18 protein-coding genes and 1 riboswitch are annotated in these 16,386 nt (G+C 45.3%); of the genes, 1 reads left to right on the top strand and 17 read right to left on the bottom strand.

The window, feature by feature from the left end:
• Positions 1 to 4: 4 nt before the first annotated feature.
• The 16 genes from rpsA to G9F48_RS13445 form a co-directional block, all read right to left on the bottom strand.
• Positions 5 to 1,153, bottom strand: a complete 1,149-nt coding sequence (rpsA, locus tag G9F48_RS13520; RefSeq protein WP_003153426.1) for a 30S ribosomal protein S1 — start codon at positions 1,151 to 1,153, stop codon at positions 5 to 7.
• Positions 1,154 to 1,380: 227 nt separating this feature from the next.
• The gene (gene cmk / locus G9F48_RS13515) at positions 1,381 to 2,055 is read right to left on the bottom strand and encodes a (d)CMP kinase (RefSeq protein ID WP_156734858.1); all 675 of its coding nucleotides are present in this window, start codon (positions 2,053 to 2,055) and stop codon (positions 1,381 to 1,383) included.
• A gap of 78 nt (positions 2,056 to 2,133) precedes the next feature.
• Complete coding sequence (locus G9F48_RS13510) at positions 2,134 to 2,310, bottom strand: YpfB family protein (protein WP_003153420.1); 177 nt, start codon at positions 2,308 to 2,310, stop codon at positions 2,134 to 2,136.
• 46 nt (positions 2,311 to 2,356) lie between these two features.
• On the bottom strand, positions 2,357 to 3,013 hold the full coding sequence (locus G9F48_RS13505; protein WP_015388063.1) for a flagellar brake protein: 657 nt from the start codon (positions 3,011 to 3,013) through the stop codon (positions 2,357 to 2,359).
• An 87-nt stretch (positions 3,014 to 3,100) separates the two neighbouring features.
• The gene (ypeB, locus tag G9F48_RS13500) at positions 3,101 to 4,450 is read right to left on the bottom strand and encodes a germination protein YpeB (protein ID WP_014305318.1); all 1,350 of its coding nucleotides are present in this window, start codon (positions 4,448 to 4,450) and stop codon (positions 3,101 to 3,103) included.
• Between the two features lie 24 nt (positions 4,451 to 4,474).
• Positions 4,475 to 5,344 (bottom strand): spore cortex-lytic enzyme, encoded by an 870-nt coding sequence (gene sleB / locus G9F48_RS13495; RefSeq protein WP_015388061.1) that lies wholly within the window; start codon positions 5,342 to 5,344, stop codon positions 4,475 to 4,477.
• A 132-nt stretch (positions 5,345 to 5,476) separates the two neighbouring features.
• The gene (gene prsW, locus G9F48_RS13490; protein WP_003153415.1) at positions 5,477 to 6,133 is read right to left on the bottom strand and encodes a glutamic-type intramembrane protease PrsW; all 657 of its coding nucleotides are present in this window, start codon (positions 6,131 to 6,133) and stop codon (positions 5,477 to 5,479) included.
• A 96-nt stretch (positions 6,134 to 6,229) separates the two neighbouring features.
• Positions 6,230 to 7,213: a YpdA family putative bacillithiol disulfide reductase gene (locus G9F48_RS13485; protein WP_165409623.1), complete on the bottom strand. Its 984-nt coding sequence runs from the start codon at positions 7,211 to 7,213 to the stop codon at positions 6,230 to 6,232.
• Between the two features lie 105 nt (positions 7,214 to 7,318).
• A complete protein-coding gene (gene gudB, locus G9F48_RS13480; protein WP_003153413.1) occupies positions 7,319 to 8,593 on the bottom strand; it encodes an NAD-specific glutamate dehydrogenase in 1,275 nt (424 codons plus the stop codon).
• Between the two features lie 160 nt (positions 8,594 to 8,753).
• On the bottom strand, positions 8,754 to 9,338 hold the full coding sequence (locus G9F48_RS13475) for a genetic competence negative regulator (RefSeq protein WP_003153412.1): 585 nt from the start codon (positions 9,336 to 9,338) through the stop codon (positions 8,754 to 8,756).
• Between the two features lie 151 nt (positions 9,339 to 9,489).
• A complete protein-coding gene (locus G9F48_RS13470; RefSeq protein ID WP_101562237.1) occupies positions 9,490 to 10,278 on the bottom strand; it encodes a metallophosphoesterase in 789 nt (262 codons plus the stop codon).
• A gap of 86 nt (positions 10,279 to 10,364) precedes the next feature.
• Positions 10,365 to 10,823, bottom strand: a complete 459-nt coding sequence (locus G9F48_RS13465) for a YpbF family protein (protein ID WP_007409443.1) — start codon at positions 10,821 to 10,823, stop codon at positions 10,365 to 10,367.
• A 64-nt stretch (positions 10,824 to 10,887) separates the two neighbouring features.
• On the bottom strand, positions 10,888 to 11,658 hold the full coding sequence (locus tag G9F48_RS13460; protein WP_165409622.1) for a LysM peptidoglycan-binding domain-containing protein: 771 nt from the start codon (positions 11,656 to 11,658) through the stop codon (positions 10,888 to 10,890).
• Positions 11,636 to 12,223 carry a CPBP family intramembrane glutamic endopeptidase gene (locus G9F48_RS13455; protein WP_025649801.1) on the bottom strand — a complete coding sequence of 196 codons (588 nt, stop codon included), beginning with the start codon at positions 12,221 to 12,223 and terminating at the stop codon, positions 11,636 to 11,638. The genes G9F48_RS13460 and G9F48_RS13455 overlap by 23 nt, the downstream gene beginning before the upstream one ends.
• A 14-nt stretch (positions 12,224 to 12,237) precedes the next feature.
• Positions 12,238 to 13,728 carry a RecQ family ATP-dependent DNA helicase gene (locus tag G9F48_RS13450; protein WP_160182843.1) on the bottom strand — a complete coding sequence of 497 codons (1,491 nt, stop codon included), beginning with the start codon at positions 13,726 to 13,728 and terminating at the stop codon, positions 12,238 to 12,240.
• Complete coding sequence (locus G9F48_RS13445) at positions 13,721 to 14,779, bottom strand: helix-turn-helix domain-containing protein (protein WP_165409621.1); 1,059 nt, start codon at positions 14,777 to 14,779, stop codon at positions 13,721 to 13,723. Before G9F48_RS13445 ends, G9F48_RS13450 begins: the two co-directional genes overlap by 8 nt.
• Positions 14,780 to 15,047: 268 nt before the next feature.
• On the opposite strand from G9F48_RS13445, the gene G9F48_RS13440 reads away from it, so the two are divergent.
• The gene (locus tag G9F48_RS13440) at positions 15,048 to 15,296 is read left to right on the top strand and encodes a ferredoxin (protein WP_003153403.1); all 249 of its coding nucleotides are present in this window, start codon (positions 15,048 to 15,050) and stop codon (positions 15,294 to 15,296) included.
• A gap of 139 nt (positions 15,297 to 15,435) precedes the next feature.
• Here G9F48_RS13440 and G9F48_RS13435 read toward each other — a convergent pair whose 3' ends face one another.
• Positions 15,436 to 16,008: an ECF transporter S component gene (locus G9F48_RS13435; protein WP_003153402.1), complete on the bottom strand. Its 573-nt coding sequence runs from the start codon at positions 16,006 to 16,008 to the stop codon at positions 15,436 to 15,438.
• A gap of 147 nt (positions 16,009 to 16,155) precedes the next feature.
• Positions 16,156 to 16,290: riboswitch (FMN riboswitch) on the bottom strand.
• Positions 16,291 to 16,386 lie beyond the last annotated feature (96 nt).

Raw genomic sequence — 16,386 nt, 5'->3', positions numbered from 1 at the left:
CAATTTATTTTAATTTATTAAGCTTGTCTCCGATTAAATCGCCAAGCTGGAAGCCGGTGCTCGGCTCTTCTTTCGCCTGGTATTGACGGAAGTCCTCCTGATCGGCTTTCGGCGCTTCTTCAAGCTCACGCATGCTTAAGGAAATGCGCTCTTCGCTTTCGTTCACGTCAAGCACTTTCACTTTAACAGTCTGTCCTTCTTCAAGCACTTCATGCGGCGTTCCGATATGTTTATTGGAAATTTGCGAAATGTGCACAAGTCCTTCCACGCCCGGAAGAATTTCAACGAAGGCGCCGAAGCTTACAAGGCGCTGCACTTTTCCTTCAAGCACATCTCCCTGTTTTACCTTTTCGCCGATCTGGCTCCAAGGTCCCGGCAGCGTTTCTTTAATAGATAAAGAAATACGCTCGTTATCGCGGTCTACGGACAGTACTTTCACTTTTACGTCCTGACCTTCTTCCACCACGTCAGACGGTTTTTCGACGTGTGAATGAGACAGCTGCGAAATATGAACAAGCCCGTCAATTCCGCCGATGTCGACAAATGCGCCGAAATCAGTCAAACGCTGCACTTTTCCTTCAAGCACGCTTCCAACTTCAAGCGTTTGGAGAAAATCATGCTTTTTGGCTGTCTGTTCTTTTTCCACTACAGCCCGGTGCGACAGAATCACCCGGTTTTTATCACGATCGAGTTCAACGACGATAAGAGAGAGGGTTTTCCCTTTATAGTCAGTGAAATCCTCGACGAAATGAGCTTCGACAAGTGATGCGGGAATGAAGCCGCGAACGCCGATATCAACGACGAGACCGCCTTTCACCACATCTTTCACTTCAGCTTCAAACACTTCTTTTGTGTCGAATTTTTTTTCAAGGTCTTCCCAAGCGCGGTCAGCATCAACGGCACGTTTAGATAAAATCAAAGCATCGTCTTCCACTTTTGTTACTTTCAGGTCAAGCTCGTCGTCAACTTTTACGACATCCGATGCTTTCTCTACATGAAGACTTGATAATTCACTGATTGGAATGATTCCGGACTGTTTGACATTGACAATTTCGACATCTACATGCTTGTCCTCTACCTTTGTCACAATCCCTTTTACTACATCTCCAACCTCTGGCACTTGAACATCAATTTGATTCATTTCCTCTGTCATTTGAATAACCTCCTTGGTCCAAACCTACACAGCTTAATTAATACGGTTTGAAAGCTGAACATGTGAATGTCCGCTTTTCAGCCGAATATGTATTAAAGAATCATCCAAAAAAGATTTTGAATGATCAATAAAAAGTTTTATTAGTATTAACTTCTAATAAAAGGACTGGTTTGTCAAGCAATAACATCTTGTCTTTTGAAAAAAATTAAAAAGCGCTCCGCCCGAAGTTAACGTGATTTCTGTTCGACGATCTCCAGAATTTTTCCTGCGACTTCGGCAATGCTGAGTGACGTCGTATCGATTTCAATCGCGTCTTCCGCTTTGCGCAGCGGGGAAACTTCCCTCTCTGAATCGAGTTTGTCGCGTCTGGCAATTTCTTCAATGAGCGTCTCGTAATTCACGTCATATCCTTTTTTCTTATTCTCTTCATATCGGCGCTTCGCTCTTTCCTCTACGGACGCGAGCAGAAAAATTTTCACTTCGGCATCAGGCAGCACGTGAGTACCGATATCGCGGCCGTCCATGACGACACCGCCTTTTTGTCCGAGCTGCTGCTGTCTTTTGACCATTTCTTCTCTGACGCCTTTATGCTTGGCGGCGATGGATACTTGGTTGCTGACTTCGTCTTTTCGGATTTCTTCTGTCACATCTTCTCCGTTTACCAGAACGATTTGTCCTTCCGGAGCGGATACAAGCTCAATTTCCGTACGCTTCAAAAGCTCTGTAAGCGCGGATTCATCGGTTAAATCGGCATTCTGCTTGAGCGCCGTGTATGTAATGGCACGATACATCGCCCCTGTATCAATGTACACATATGATTTTTTCTCAGCCACTATTTTAGCAACGGTGCTTTTTCCGGCAGCGGCCGGCCCGTCGATCGCAATTGATAATTTCTTGTCCATAATCTCTCTCCTTGCTCTTTACTCCTCTATGGATTGTATCATGAACTGCCGGAAAAGGGGCGAAAAAATTGAGCTGATTTACCGCTTTACCGTTTCAATCCATTCTTTTTTCTCCATTTTATCAACTCCCTCATATTTCACGGCTTTCGAAATATAAGGTTCAATAGGCTGATAATGAAGCAAAAACTGCACCGCGCCCAAAATGATAAGCTGAATGCAGACCAATTTGACCAGCAGACGTTCAAACGTTTTCATACACGCGCACCTCCATTAGGATTAGTATGGAAAAGTGCGCTGCTGTTTATTCCGACAGACTGTTTCTTCTCTGCTGCAGCTGCGCGCGCATACAATATTGGAGTAAAAGCTGCTGCGCTGCGGGGCCGATTTCTGTAAATTCAAGCGTCATTTTTTGTTTATCCGCCTTTTCATCATAAAAAATCCGCTGGGTAAGAGCCTCGGCCGTTATATCCGCCTCATTTTCCTTGCCGGGAAGCGAAAATGAGACATACAGCTTTTCACCTGGTTCCGCGGAAATATGCTCAGGCATCACAACAGCGATTCCGCCGGCGCTGATATTAGAGGAAACCGTTTGGAAAGCGGTTTTTTTCGCTTCCATTTTGACGGATACATCCAATACTGCGTCTGCACGGACGTATCGGCGTCTTTGAATCCGCTTCATTTCCTCCTGAGGGGGGATGTCCAATCCGATCATCGGGATGGGTTCTTTTTTCTTTCCTTTGATTATGCTTTTAAATTGATACGGTACTTGGCCATTCCCCATAAATTCCGCTGTTATTTCCAATCCTTTATGCAAAAAGACCGTCCGTCCCGAATCCAGATCGACGGGATATGAGATATGGAGTTCGCCGTTTTCAACGCTTACTGCTTTGCTCCTCGCTTTTTTGGGCTCATTGTTCTCTATGTATTCAATCCAAATATAATCTCCGACAGCTATCATGGGCCTTCACTCTTTCATTATTTATGCTTTTATTAAAGCATGTAATGAAAAAAAGGAAAAGACTTTTAGTCCTTTCCTCCTTTATTTTTATAGGTCTTTATATATAGGTTCTGCACTTTTTAATTTTTCTATTTTTTCCTCTTTTCCGTCGTCCGCATTAATGAACATTTGATACGTGTCTTTCCCGATCGTCCCGAGCATTTCGTAGCAAAGCACTTCCTGACCGAGTTCATTCGTGATCAGCGCCTGCCGGGTCTCCCTCACTTCAACATTTTTATTCAGCTTCGCTTTCGCTTCATCAGCTGACAAAGCGGGAGCCGGAATCGTTCTCGTGCGGTGCGCCGCCAGGTAATCACGCGCGGAAAAACCGACGACTTCACCATCATCCAGCGCCACTTTCATTCGGATGGCTTCCGGATAAATGCGGACGTTTTTCTCCACGGGAATAAAAGAAAAGACGCCGATGTTATTATATTGCGCGCTTTCATCAATTTCGAGGCCTTTTGTTTCATATCCGTTTTTCTTTAAAAACGCGACGGCCCGGTTAGATGCTTCATTGAGGCTGATCTTTTGTTTCTTCACGCCCCGTTTTTGAATCAAATAGACAGGATGTCCCCCTTTTTGGGTAATATCCATATAGATAAAAGATTTGTGATCCGCGTCATTCATGCGGATACTGTATACATCCCGATTCGTCTTCCGGCCGCTTTTGACCACTTTAATGGAATAATTATGATCAGGCGCAAACCGTTCTGCGATTTTTACCGCTTCTTTTTCCGTAATTTGTTTTCCTTTCAGATGCGTAAAACCTTTTCGTTCTGTATTTGCGCTTGTAAACGTAGGGCTGGTACTGTCTTCAGAAAAAGCGCCTACATTTTTTTCGACTGTTTTAAAGCTGTCGACGATCGTATTATCGCTTTGTTTTTTGTCAGAGGCGAGCGCCATTTCAACATCCATCCACCGTAAATTTTTGCTCATGACGAGATGCTGAACGCTGCGGAGCTGGTTTTGAATGTTCTCCGCCTGTTTGTACAGGCTGTTCAGTGTTGTATATTCTTTCTTATCAAGCGGTTTTTGGTCTAAATCCCGGACGGATGTTTTATAGCTGAAATCTCCTATATTGGATAAAAACTCCTCCGTCTTATTAAAAGGCATGAGAGTCAGGGGCAGCTGGCTCACATTGTTATGTGCTTCAGATGTAATTCTCCATACATCAATGAGCGCCGGAGACAGAGATTTTTTACTGTTCATTGCAAGCGTCGTCCCGATTTTGTCGTGAAGCTGATCAACATGGTACGTCAGTTCATGAAAAGCCCTCTGATAATTATTTTCCGCGTGCAGAAGGACCGCATCTTTTTCCTGATGCTCTTTATATCCCCAGTATCCGGTTGCGGCGATCGCGACACCGAGAACAGCGATAATGATTCCTCTAATCATGTTAACACCTCATTTTGCGTACTTTTACTCACAGAAAATGTGCTTTCCGATTCTTTTAATCTGCGGACGTCCCCAAATCCATTTGCTTGTCGCCGTATCAGGATTGAAATAATAAAGCGCGTTTTCAGAAGGGTCCCATCCGTTGATCGCATCAAGAACCGCTTCTTTTGCTCTTTCATTCGGCTGCATGTATATTTGGCCGTCGGCAACGGCGGTAAACGCGAGCGGTTCGAAAATGACGCCGGCCACCGTATTCGGAAATAACGGGCTTTTAATACGGTTTAAAATAACCGCGGCGATGGCAACCTGTCCTTCAAACGGCTCACCGCGCGCTTCCCCGTACACAGCCTGCGCCAGAAGATTGATGTCGTTGTTTGAGAAACCGCCAGGCATATTGGCCGCTGTCGTATTTTGCTTTTGATTTGACTGACCGCCTGTATTGTTTTGCGGCTTTTGAGCAGGCTTATTCGTTCCCGCCGGCTTCTGCGCTCCGGCTCTCGGTTTTGTTTGGTTTTCCAATGGGACGTTGCCATAATGAGTGAACGTATTCCCTTTTTGGATCTGCTCCATTACATATTCACGGTAATATTTTGATTTTGAAATCAGCACCTGTTTGGTTTTCGCCCCGACGAGGCCGTCAACCGGCTTCATGCCGAATTTCTCCTGAAAATTTCTCACGGCCCAGTATGTGGTCCAGCCGTAAACACCATCGATTTTCCCGTTATAAAATCCGTTATATTGAAGACGGGCCTGCAATTCTATAACATCATCACCCGTCGCGCCTCTTTGAATCACTTGATTTGAAAACGCATGAACCGTTTCATGATGATCGAAGAAAGCGGCGGCGAAAGAAAATAGAATGAGACATGCCATAAAGGCTCCTTTGCACTTCATCTCTTCAAGCCTCCTACTGCAAAATTTAAAGTGTACCCGTATTGTCTGTCACGCGGATATTTTTATACACCGTTTCCTTCTTATCCCTCATCAAGGCATAAAAAAAGAAACCGCACGCGATGCGCGGTTTCTTCACACTTGGATCATATTGACGGAGCGTGCTTTTTTTGCCTTTCGCAGCCCGAACCACCATAAAAACAGCATAAACGGCAGCATATAATATACCCAATGATTGAGGGCGGTAAGAATAAAATCGTACGAACCGTGCAGACATGAAGGGACGGCCAGCGAAATCACAAGCCATTTGACACGGGCTTTTTTCTGCGAAAAGCGGGCTTTTCCGAGATAAAACCCCATAATCACTCCGATCAGCGCATGGCAGGAGACCGGCAGAAGCGCCCTTATGAAAGCATGCTCAACGCCGTGGCCGAATAAATACAGAATATTTTCAAGCGTGGCAAAGCCTAAAGACACACTGGCCCCGTAAACGATTCCGTCATAATGCTCATCAAAATGAGCATGCGGGTACACACTGATCATCAGAACGAACCATTTCACCGATTCTTCCAAAAATCCCGAAGACAAAAACGAAACGAAAAAGCTTCCTCCCCCCACATGCTCTTTTTCAAGAACATATTGGATAAACATGGTCGGAAACACAAGGACAACCCCGAGAAAAAAAGACCTCAGCACCATATGTACGGGTTCATTGTCATACTGATCTTTTAAATAAAAATAGCTTAACAGCGCAATGCCGGGAGCAATTCCTGCAGAGATGATTGCAAACATCAGGCAACCTCTTTCCTTTATATTCCTATATCTATGGTACCATGTTGTTCATATTTTTACATCTTTCAATTTTTTTAAAAAAGAGCATATGAATGATCATATGCTCTCTGCACCCAGCCGTTTTGATATTTCGTTTGCGATCAAGCCGCCGTGAAAACGGCCGTTCTCGATAAAAATTTCATTGGCGTTATTTCCAGCCGCAATGACTCCGGCGATAAAAACACCGTCAACATTTGTTTCCATCGTTTCTTCCCGGAAAAACGGCCGGCCTGATTCCGCATCAATCCGCACACCGATTTTTTCGAGGAAACCGTGATCGGGATGGTATCCCGTCATGGCAAATACGAAATCGTTTTTCAGCCGGACCGTCTCATTTCGGCCGGAGCGGAAAATGATTTCATCTTCCGTCACTTCTTCAAGACAAGCGCCGAATTCCATCCGGATTGTGCCGTTTCTGACAAGGGCCTCAAACTCAGGCAGAATCCACGGCTTGATGCTCGGGGAGTACTCATGTCCTCTGTAGAGCACCGTGACGCGCGCACCGGACTTCACGAGTTCCAAAGCCGCGTCCACACTTGAGTTTTTCCCGCCGATCACAGCAACATCTTTATCAAAATAAGGATGGCCTTCTTTAAAGTAATGAAATACCTTAGGAAGCCCTTCACCCGGTATGTTCATATAATTCGGATGATCATAATATCCTGTCGCAATGATACAAAACGGAGTGAGGTAGCGGTCTTTTGACGTTTCTACAAGAAAACGGCCGTCTTCCTGTTTCGTTACGCGCTCCACCGTTTCAAAGGCGTTTACGCGCAGCTCTTTTCTTCTGACAACCTCTCTGTAATAAGAGAGAGCCTGTATTCGGACCGGTTTTCTGTTTTCCGTAATAAAGGCGATATCGCCGATCTCCAATTTTTCACTTGAACTGAAAAAAGTTTGGTGGGTCGGATAGTTATAAATGCTGTTTACGACATTCCCTTTTTCGATCACAAGCGCGTTCACGCCAATTTGCTTCAGATGTATAGCCGCCGATAATCCGCAAGGACCTCCGCCTATTATAATTGCTTTTTCTTCTGTCATGTCCTTCAACTCCTGCGATTGGCATTTCCATCATAAGTTTCCACTCATATAAAAAATCTCCTATATTATCATAGGAGATTTTTTTTGTTTATGCAAACGATTGGTTTATATCCAGCCTCTGAAACGCGAAGCCTCAGCCATTTTCCGCACGCCGACCATGTAAGCCGCAAGCCTCATGTCAATCCGGCGGTTTTGGGACATTTCATAAATATTATTAAACGATTTTATCATCATATTTTCCAGTTTTTCCTCGACTTCTTCTTCACTCCAGTAGAAGCCCTGGTTGTTTTGAACCCATTCGAAATAAGAAACCGTTACACCGCCGGCGCTCGCCAGAACATCGGGAACCAGCAGCGTTCCTTTGTCTGTCAGGATTTTCGTTCCTTCCAGTGTCGTCGGTCCGTTTGCCGCTTCTACCACGATTTTCGCTTTGATGCGGTCAGCGTTTTCTTCTGTAATTTGGTTTTCGATCGCCGCCGGGACAAGTATATCACAGTCCAGCTCAAGCAGCTCCTGATTCGTAATGGTGTCATTGAAAAGCTTCGTCACCGTTCCGAAGCTGTCTCTGCGGTCAAGCAGATAATCAATATCAAGACCGTCCGGATCGTAAAGGCCTCCGTACGCGTCAGAAATTCCGACAACTTTCGCGCCGGCGTCATGCATAAACTTAGCCAGATAGCTGCCCGCATTTCCGAAACCTTGTACGACGACGCGCGCGTTCTGAATATCGAGACCTTTTTTCTTGGCCGCTTCTTTTATGCAGATGGTGACGCCTTTTGCCGTCGCTGATTCCCTGCCGTGGGATCCGCCGAGTACAAGCGGTTTTCCCGTAATAAAGCCGGGTGAGTTAAATTCATCAATTCTTGAATATTCATCCATCATCCAAGCCATAATCTGTGAGTTTGTAAATACGTCAGGTGCCGGGACGTCTTTAGTCGGTCCGACAATCTGACTAATTGCTCTTACATATCCCCTGCTCAGCCTTTCAAGCTCTCTGAATGACATATTTCTCGGATCACAAACAATTCCGCCTTTACCACCGCCATAAGGAAGATCAATAATTCCGCATTTTAAACTCATCCAGATGGAAAGTGCTTTCACCTCTTTTTCAGTTACATTCGGGTGAAAACGAATGCCGCCTTTTGTCGGACCTACGGAATCATTGTGCTGCGCACGATAGCCTGTAAATATTTTCACAGACCCGTCATCCATCCGAACAGGAATTTTAACCGTTAATAATCTGAGCGGCTCTTTCAGCAGTTCATACACTTCTTCTGGATACCCCAATTTTTCCAGAGCTTTATGTATTACGGTTTGGGTTGATTTTAATACATCATGTTTGTCTTCTTCATTATGACCGGTGAATCGATCGGCTGCCATTTGAGTTAACCTCCTAAAATCTTCTGTTTCTCTCATGCTCCCTTTCAGTGACTAGTATACACCTTCAATATCTCCGTGCATAGAAGAAAGACAATGATTTTTCCATTATTTCGCTTAAAAAAAGACGGCCGCTGAAAACAGCTGCCGTTTCAAATCTTTTTTATGAAAAATGTTTCTGGATGGTCTCCACAGCATTGCCGTCCATGATGAGTTTTCCGTACTCATGGAGCCTGTAAATCGTAATCGTCGCCGGGTGTCCGTATTCAGCCAGCACCGCGATGACACCTTCGGCGGAACGGGAGCCGAGGTCTTCAAGGCTTACATAGTATTGGTTCTCATAGTGGTAGACGGTGCCGCCGGTAATCCCGATTCGGTGAAGGCTTCCGGCAAGCTGAATGATATCTTCAAACGAATGGAACTGATAAATAATATCCGGGCTTTCGTCAAGTTTGACCTGCATCTCGATATAATCATCGTCATATTCGTCATCTTCTGCGTCCGCGTCATGATTTTTCGTTACAATCACAACCATACCTTGTGCCTGAAGAGAATATACTTCCACCGCGATCGGACCATTCGCTTCAAAGCCGAGCTCTGTATTTGCTTCATTCATCATATCTTTAAATAACTGGTGGACTTTAAACGAGTCCTTCCAGAGGTCTTCTTTTGTCAGTCCCCGATCAGTCAGATCGTCGAGGGTTAAAAAGATTTTAATCTTATTATAGTTCAGACGCTCAAGCCGCATAATGTTCCCTCCTGCCTCTTCTTGCACACAAATCATATAACACAGTATATGAATAAATGAGTCATAGGTTCTTAATTTGTTATCAGTTTACACCGTGTACAGCGGGAAGACAAGCAGAATGCCGTTTTTTATCACCGCGGCCGGATTTGTTTCAGGAAAACGGCTCATCCGGTCCGCACAGCGTAATCATATGCGTCTCCGGCTTCGCCCCGAGCCTCAGCGGAACTTTTGTCGTCCCGTAGCCGTTGCTGATCAGATAATGCGCTTTTTTTACCGTTCCCGTCCCGCCCAATTCATACGGCCCGAACCGGCCGAAACGGATTTGGCCGCCATGCGTATGGCCGCTGAACACAGCGTCAATCCCGTCTGACTCCCTCATCTGCTCATGGATGTCAGGATTATGGCAAAGCAGGAGGTTTACTTTGTCAGCATCCGTATATCTGATTGCAGATTCGTAATCATCCATCATCATTCTGATATCATCCACCCCGCAGATCGTAACGGTTTCCCCTTTATAAGCAAACTGAACCGATTCATTTCTCAGCGGAATCACTTTGTAAACCCGTAAAAGTGAGAGCAATTTTTGCTGGCTGACCTCGTAATCATTATTTCCCCACACATAAATAACAGGCGCGAGAGCCGTCAGACGTTTGATGTTTTCTTCAATTCTGGCGTAAGGAACTCCGCCCTCCGCCAAATCACCGCCGAGCAAAACGGCATCCGGCTTATAAACTGCCGCTTCGCGGAGAAGCTTTTCATCAATTAAACGGCGGTGCACGTCAGATATAAAGAAGATGGTGAGCGGCTTCATCCCTTTCATTTTATCAAGCGTAAATGTATGTGTTTTCAAATGGCTGCCGTTTGCCGTTTTGTACATGACGGCCGCCATAACTGCAGCCGCTCCCGCCAATGAGCCGAGAATTCCCGCTGTAAGCTTCATAAACGCACTCTCCATTCTGTCATTGTCTTACATTAGACGGACAAACAAAAAAAGACGTTTCTATCCTTTCCGGAAAACGCCTCATTTTATTTGCTTTCAAAATAAAGATTGATATCATACCGATGTTTCATCAAGTGAAAAACAGATTCTCTCGCCCTCCATTTTTCAGGCTGGGGCCATAAATCCGTGCTTTTTTGGATAATTTCACATCTCAGTTTATGAAATTCACCCTCAGCTTTTTCTTCCTTTTTTTTAAAATAATAAGAAGTGCAATACGCAAAAGCGGAAGCCATAATCCAGCACAAATAAACCGTATGGCCTAATATTTCCTGCAGAATCAGCTGCGGAGAGGCTTGGGGGGCATTAAAGCTTTTAAACATCAGCAGTATACACATCAGGGAAAAACAAACGAGGGACGCCCACTGCCATCTTCGGCATTGTGCGGCATAATTTTCGTATTTTAATTTCCGTTTCACCAGCGCCTGAAGCATTTGTTTCGTCGGTCCGTCAGCAAATCGGTCTAATTGCTTCCATAAAGAATCCATGCGCTTCACACCTTGTCCGTTTTCATTGGTACACTATATGAAAAACACGGTGAAAACATGCATATTAATCAGACAGCGGAATGTTCAGAACCTGGCCGGTGTACACGTCGTTTCCGTTTAATCCGTTGTAGCTGCGGATTTTCTCTTCGCCCGCCCGGCTTTTATAATATTTCATTGAAATGCGGTAAAGCGTTTCTTTCGGCTGTACAGTATGCTGTACGGTCCGCACTTTTTTCGGGACAGTCCCGGCTTGATCACTCGCGGCAGCCGGAGCCGCTTTTTCACGGACAGCCGGCGGAGACTGCTGTTTTGTCTCCGCGTATTCGGTGTCTGTCGGCTTTACTTGTTTTTCTGAGGGTGTTTCCGTTTTTTCAGGTGTTTTTTCACTTGGTTTTTCTTTTGTTTTTTCAGATGCAGCCGCTTCTTTCTTATCTTTGTCGTCAGACTTTTTTTTCGGTTGTTCTAAAAGAGCGGTTTCTGACGTTTCTTTTTGAGCGCCTTTCGGAATAACGGCAGGCGCGCTTTCACTGTGGTCAATGAAGACATCTTCATAGTCCTTCGGGTCAAATCTGCTGCTGTTCGTCATATAAAGAAGACCGAAAAAGACACCGATTGTTACGATAATGAACAGGACGGTCAGAAAAGTGAACAGCGGCGTTTTTGTTTTGGTTTTTTCCTTCACCTGCTCTTCCTTTTTTTTACGCTTCTCTTTTACAGATTGTCTTGTCGGGAGGCTGTCTTCAAGATATTCAATTTGTTCATCCGCGGCCGCGGCAACCTGCTGCTCGGCACGCAGCTGAGCTTTTCTTCTTTCAACTCTTGACATTTCCGTCATAGAAACCCCTCCTAACATATTGAAAACGGATCTGACAGGCAAATACCGCATCAATAATAAAATGCGCTGTAACCGGAACGAATAAATTGCCGGTCCATTCATAGATAAGCCCCAGCAAAAGACTGATGCCCGCAACCATCATAAACAGAAGCCACTTCGCCATGTATCTGAAATGAAGCACGGTAAAAATGAAGCTGGCGGCCCATAAGCCGATATGTGTCTGCAGAACGCCTCTGAACAAAATCTCTTCGCTGAACGAAATGAGAAGCGTCAAAAATAAAATGTGCAGAACCGGCCTGTTCTTAAAAAGCAATACATTAATGCCGCCGTCATCATATAAATGCGAAGGACACCATTTCATCACCGCCAGATCGGCAAAAATGACAAGGACGGCAAGAGTTACACCGTACCATATGATATTATCGTCACGTATATGCCACAGCTTTAAAAAATCGTGAATGTCGGTGAAAAAGAAAAAGCCGATGACAGCTGAAACCGCCAATATGAGCAATTGGGTGGCATACAGCTGTATCACAATCTCCCGGTCTGAGAGCTGCTGGATCAATTCGCTTTGCCGTCTCAGCTGAACTCACCCGCAGACTCTGAACCGAAAATCCGGCCTAATTCCAGCTTCCAATCTTCAAACCGTTCCATGTTTTTCCGTTCTCCTTTTTGCTCGTATGGAGCCAGATCAAGGCCGCAGCTGCTGCAGCATTGTCCGGTTTGACCTTCAGGCTCATACGATTCATCAAAATAAGACAGCAGCGCTTCTCTTATACATTCTTTCCGCTCTAATAACGCCGAAAAACGGTTCATTTTACGCAGCTTCTTTTCCACGCGGTATGTCAGTTCTTCCTGCAGCTGCTCTTTTGTGGTTTTTCCTTGCAGATACAGGTGGACGGCCGTTCGCGCCTGTGTTTCCTGAACGCCCTTATTGATCAGAACGTCCCGAAGCTTTCGCTCATCACCCGTACCGGCATCCCGTATGACGGCCAGAATGCCTTCCAGATCATAATCAGACAGGCTTTCTGTCTGAATAATCTGCTGCTGAAGCTCGGTATCGCCGGGCGCCCTCAGCAAAATACTGACACTCGGGCTGCCGTCGCGTCCCGCTCTGCCGATTTCCTGCATAAAGGCCTCGGCCGTTTGGGGAGGATAAAAGTGAATGACAAAGCGGATATCTGACTTATCCACACCCATGCCGAACGCATTGGTACAGCAGATGCAATCAAGCTGGTTATGGATAAATTGCTGCTGGATCAAGATTCTGTCCCCTGTATCCATTCCGCCGTGATAATAATCCGTCCGCTTTCCCGTTTTTTCATTCAGCTCAGCCGCAAGCTCTTCCGCCCATTTTCTGGTCGGACAATATATGATACCCGGCCCTTCAAGCTTTTCGGCAAGCTCCGTGAGCCTGCTTATTTTTTCGGCATTATCAGCCAAATGTTCTGCCGCCAGGAGAATATTCGGCCGGTTGACTGAATAAAGATGACGCACAGCATGCTCAAGTCCGAGCACATCCGTCACGTCTCTGAGCGTTTCTTTTGTCGCTGTTGCGGTCAGCGCCAATACAGGCGGCTTTCCGAGTGCCTGTCTGAAAGGCCCGAGCTTCGAATAATCAGGCCTGAAATCATGTCCCCATTCTGATATGCAATGAGCCTCATCAATAACAAATAAACTGACCGGAACGTTTTTCAAACGGTTCAGTACATAAGGTGAAGAAAGGGCTTCAGGAGACATATAGAGAAATTTATACCGGCTGATGTTGCTGAGAATAAAATGCCGCTCTGCGGAATTCAGCATGCTGTTTAATGCCGCAACCCGCTTTTCTCCTTTTGCTTTCAGCTGCTGCACCTGATCTTCCATTAATGAAAGAAGCGGTGAAATAATCAGCACCAGCCCGTCCATCATGTAACCCGGGAGCTGATAGCATAATGATTTCCCCCCGCCGGTCGGAAGCATGGCGATCGTATCCTTTTTTTGGAGCACGCTAGTCATAATCTCTTCCTGCCCTTTTTTAAAGGAATGCAAACCAAAATACCTGGATAAAGCTTTATGCAGCTCAGTCATGCTGATTCACCGTCTTTGCCAGCGCCAGCCTGATCTGGAAATAGCTGAAGCGCATCTGCATTCCTTCGCGAATCCGTTTAATTTTATTCGTTTGATGCTGTTTTGCAAATGCCGTTATCATACGCTGTTCCTCTTCAGAAAGATACTGTTCTATAAAAAATGCAGGCTGATGCAATGATATTTCTACGATATGGTCTTCGATTGTGGCGGTTTTTAAATTTCTGACCGCGGCGATCCGTTCAATCGGAAACCCTTTTTCCAACAGCTCGAAGGTTTTTCTGGCAGACTGTGTCAGCGCGCTTTCCGCCTGCAGATCGGACAACAGCTCGCGCAGAGCGGGATATGCACATTGCGGAAGCGATTGAATAACATAATGTACCGCTCCCCAAAACTGGACGGACACATACCATTCATCTTCGTTCAGCTGGAGAGCGAGCTGCTTATTCGTTTTGCCGATTCTGTTGAATGAAGTTAAAGAATAGACAAAAATAAGCGCCTGCCGTTCACTTACGCCTTGCAGAAGCTGAAACAGCGCGTCATGCATTTGGACGGAAAGCTCTTTAGCATCTCTGTTTTTCCGCATGAACCGTTTGACCCATCTCAGCGTCTGCACATCGTTGGTAACCGGGATATATTGACTGCATTGATGCTCTTTGTTTGACAGGACTTGAATGAGCAGGGAAAGCCGCCTCCACAGAGTGACGGCAGGCGTTTGATAATTCGCGCCGTGGCAGTGCTTCGGCCAAGGCCGCTCGGCAAACGCCCGTTCAAGCCTTTGAACGCCGCGCGCAGTCACTTTCCACGTTCCCTCTTCTTTTCCGGCTGTAATGTATGAGTTCTCGGTGAGTTTATGCAAAGAAGCCGCAATATCGCCGCGTTCACACTGTGAAGCCATGCCGAAATATTTAGCGATCTGAAATAAGCCGGCATCCTGAATGGTTTGAGACGACTTTTTTCCTTTTAATAAATGAAACACAGCACTCGGAGTCCGTTCGCCGTCTATTTTGTCCAGACAGTCGAGAACCACGGTATCAAAGTAGTTTATCGCCAATCTAAACACACCTACATTTCTTTTGTGACAAGTTTCGTTTTTTGGTTCTTTTTATTTTAACAGATTTTCATATAAATTTGACGTTTAAAGTCATCTTTTAGGGGGAAGTGCTAAAGAGAATCCCTTATGTGATAAGCATTCTCAATCATTTTTCTGTTGAAATTTGACACTAACATCATTACAATAAGTAAGAGGAATAGGTGTTATATTTAAAAATATATAAGGTAAACCATTTGTTCCAACACGAACAATCTGGGAGGTTTTATTCATGGCAAAGTACACAATTGTAGATAAAGATACGTGTATTGCATGCGGCGCCTGCGGAGCTGCGGCACCAGACATTTATGATTATGATGATGAAGGCATTGCGTTCGTTACGCTTGACGAAAATAAAGGTGTCGTCGAAGTTCCGGAAGTTCTGGAAGAAGATATGATTGACGCATTTGAAGGATGCCCTACTGATTCAATCAAAGTTGCGGATGAACCGTTCGAAGGCGACCCGCTGAAATACGAATAAAAAAGCCCTCCCCGTGAGAGGAGCTTTTTCGTCCTGAATAAGACTCCGGCTGTTATCGGCCGGAGTCTTATTTTTTTGCAGATCAGCACAAACAAAAAAAGCGTCCGGCTGTTCTTCACAGAGCGGACGCTTTAAGCCTTTATTGTGTTTGGATGCTGCGTTTTTGTTCAATCCAAGGTTTCAGCTTCGTAAAGATGAACGTAAAGACGATGGTGATGATAATGCCTTTTACAATGTTAAACGGCAGAATTCCTGCGACAACCGCCGTTTTCAACTGGCTGTTTGACAATGCTGGTGAATGTAAAAACCAAGTATACGCGGGCAGGATAAGAATATAGTTCAAAATACTCATCAGCACGGTCATCGCCGCGGTTCCGGCCAGCAGGCTCACTGCAAGCCCTTTTGCAGAATTGAGCTTTTTAAACATAAACGCCGTCGGCAGAATAAATAGCGTTCCCGCGATAAAATTGGCTGCCTGCCCGACAGGCACGCCGGCCATGCTTCCTTGAATGATATACTGCAGAATATTTTTAATCGCTTCAACCGCAATCCCCGCCGCAGGCCCGTAAACCAAAATGGCGATAATTGCAGGAACGTCACTGAAATCAATTTTCAAGTAATCCGGCAGCCCCGGAAACGGGAAATTTAACAGCATAAGCACAAACGCAATACTGCTAAGCATACTGATGACAACTAATTTTTTTACTTTCACAATGCTCTCTCCTTTTCGATCAAATCTCTCGAAAAGAGGAAAGGTTCTTTTGCGCCCCAATAAAAAAACCGCTTTTGTTAAAAAGCGGGAGCTTACTAAGGCTTGGCAAAGAAACGTTTGATATAAGCATCAAAACGTCTGCTGAACCTCCATCTTCTCCCATCCAGACTATACTGTCGGCTCCGGAATCTCACCGGATCCTGCCGCCGAAGCAGCTCGCGGGCTTAGAGCGTGATGCTCATCACCGCCGGTAGGGAATTTCACCCTGCCCCGAAGATTGATCTTATGAATTTATTCACATTATATATGATCAAATTGTAATTGTATAGAGAACTGCTCAATTTTATATAAAATATTGATGAGGCCCATTTTAACTGA

The sequence above is a fragment of the Bacillus sp. EKM420B genome (assembly GCF_011065565.1).
GTDB lineage: Bacteria > Bacillota > Bacilli > Bacillales > Bacillaceae > Bacillus > Bacillus velezensis.
Note: the sequence above shows the minus strand (reverse complement) of the source record. Positions and strands in the feature narration are given on the sequence as shown.

Coding starts and splice junctions, on each gene's coding strand:
- rpsA (WP_003153426.1), bottom strand. CDS start 1,153: ATGACAGAGGAAATGAATCAAATTGATGTTCAAGTGCCAGAGGTTGGA.
- cmk (WP_156734858.1), bottom strand. CDS start 2,055: ATGGACAAGAAATTATCAATTGCGATCGACGGGCCGGCCGCTGCCGGA.
- G9F48_RS13510 (WP_003153420.1), bottom strand. CDS start 2,310: ATGAAAACGTTTGAACGTCTGCTGGTCAAATTGGTCTGCATTCAGCTT.
- G9F48_RS13505 (WP_015388063.1), bottom strand. CDS start 3,013: ATGATAGCTGTCGGAGATTATATTTGGATTGAATACATAGAGAACAAT.
- ypeB (WP_014305318.1), bottom strand. CDS start 4,450: ATGATTAGAGGAATCATTATCGCTGTTCTCGGTGTCGCGATCGCCGCA.
- sleB (WP_015388061.1), bottom strand. CDS start 5,344: ATGAAGTGCAAAGGAGCCTTTATGGCATGTCTCATTCTATTTTCTTTC.
- prsW (WP_003153415.1), bottom strand. CDS start 6,133: ATGTTTGCAATCATCTCTGCAGGAATTGCTCCCGGCATTGCGCTGTTA.
- G9F48_RS13485 (WP_165409623.1), bottom strand. CDS start 7,213: ATGACAGAAGAAAAAGCAATTATAATAGGCGGAGGTCCTTGCGGATTA.
- gudB (WP_003153413.1), bottom strand. CDS start 8,593: ATGGCAGCCGATCGATTCACCGGTCATAATGAAGAAGACAAACATGAT.
- G9F48_RS13475 (WP_003153412.1), bottom strand. CDS start 9,338: ATGCGGCTTGAGCGTCTGAACTATAATAAGATTAAAATCTTTTTAACC.
- G9F48_RS13470 (WP_101562237.1), bottom strand. CDS start 10,278: ATGAAGCTTACAGCGGGAATTCTCGGCTCATTGGCGGGAGCGGCTGCA.
- G9F48_RS13465 (WP_007409443.1), bottom strand. CDS start 10,823: ATGGATTCTTTATGGAAGCAATTAGACCGATTTGCTGACGGACCGACG.
- G9F48_RS13460 (WP_165409622.1), bottom strand. CDS start 11,658: ATGACGGAAATGTCAAGAGTTGAAAGAAGAAAAGCTCAGCTGCGTGCC.
- G9F48_RS13450 (WP_160182843.1), bottom strand. CDS start 13,728: ATGACTGAGCTGCATAAAGCTTTATCCAGGTATTTTGGTTTGCATTCC.
- G9F48_RS13440 (WP_003153403.1), top strand. CDS start 15,048: ATGGCAAAGTACACAATTGTAGATAAAGATACGTGTATTGCATGCGGC.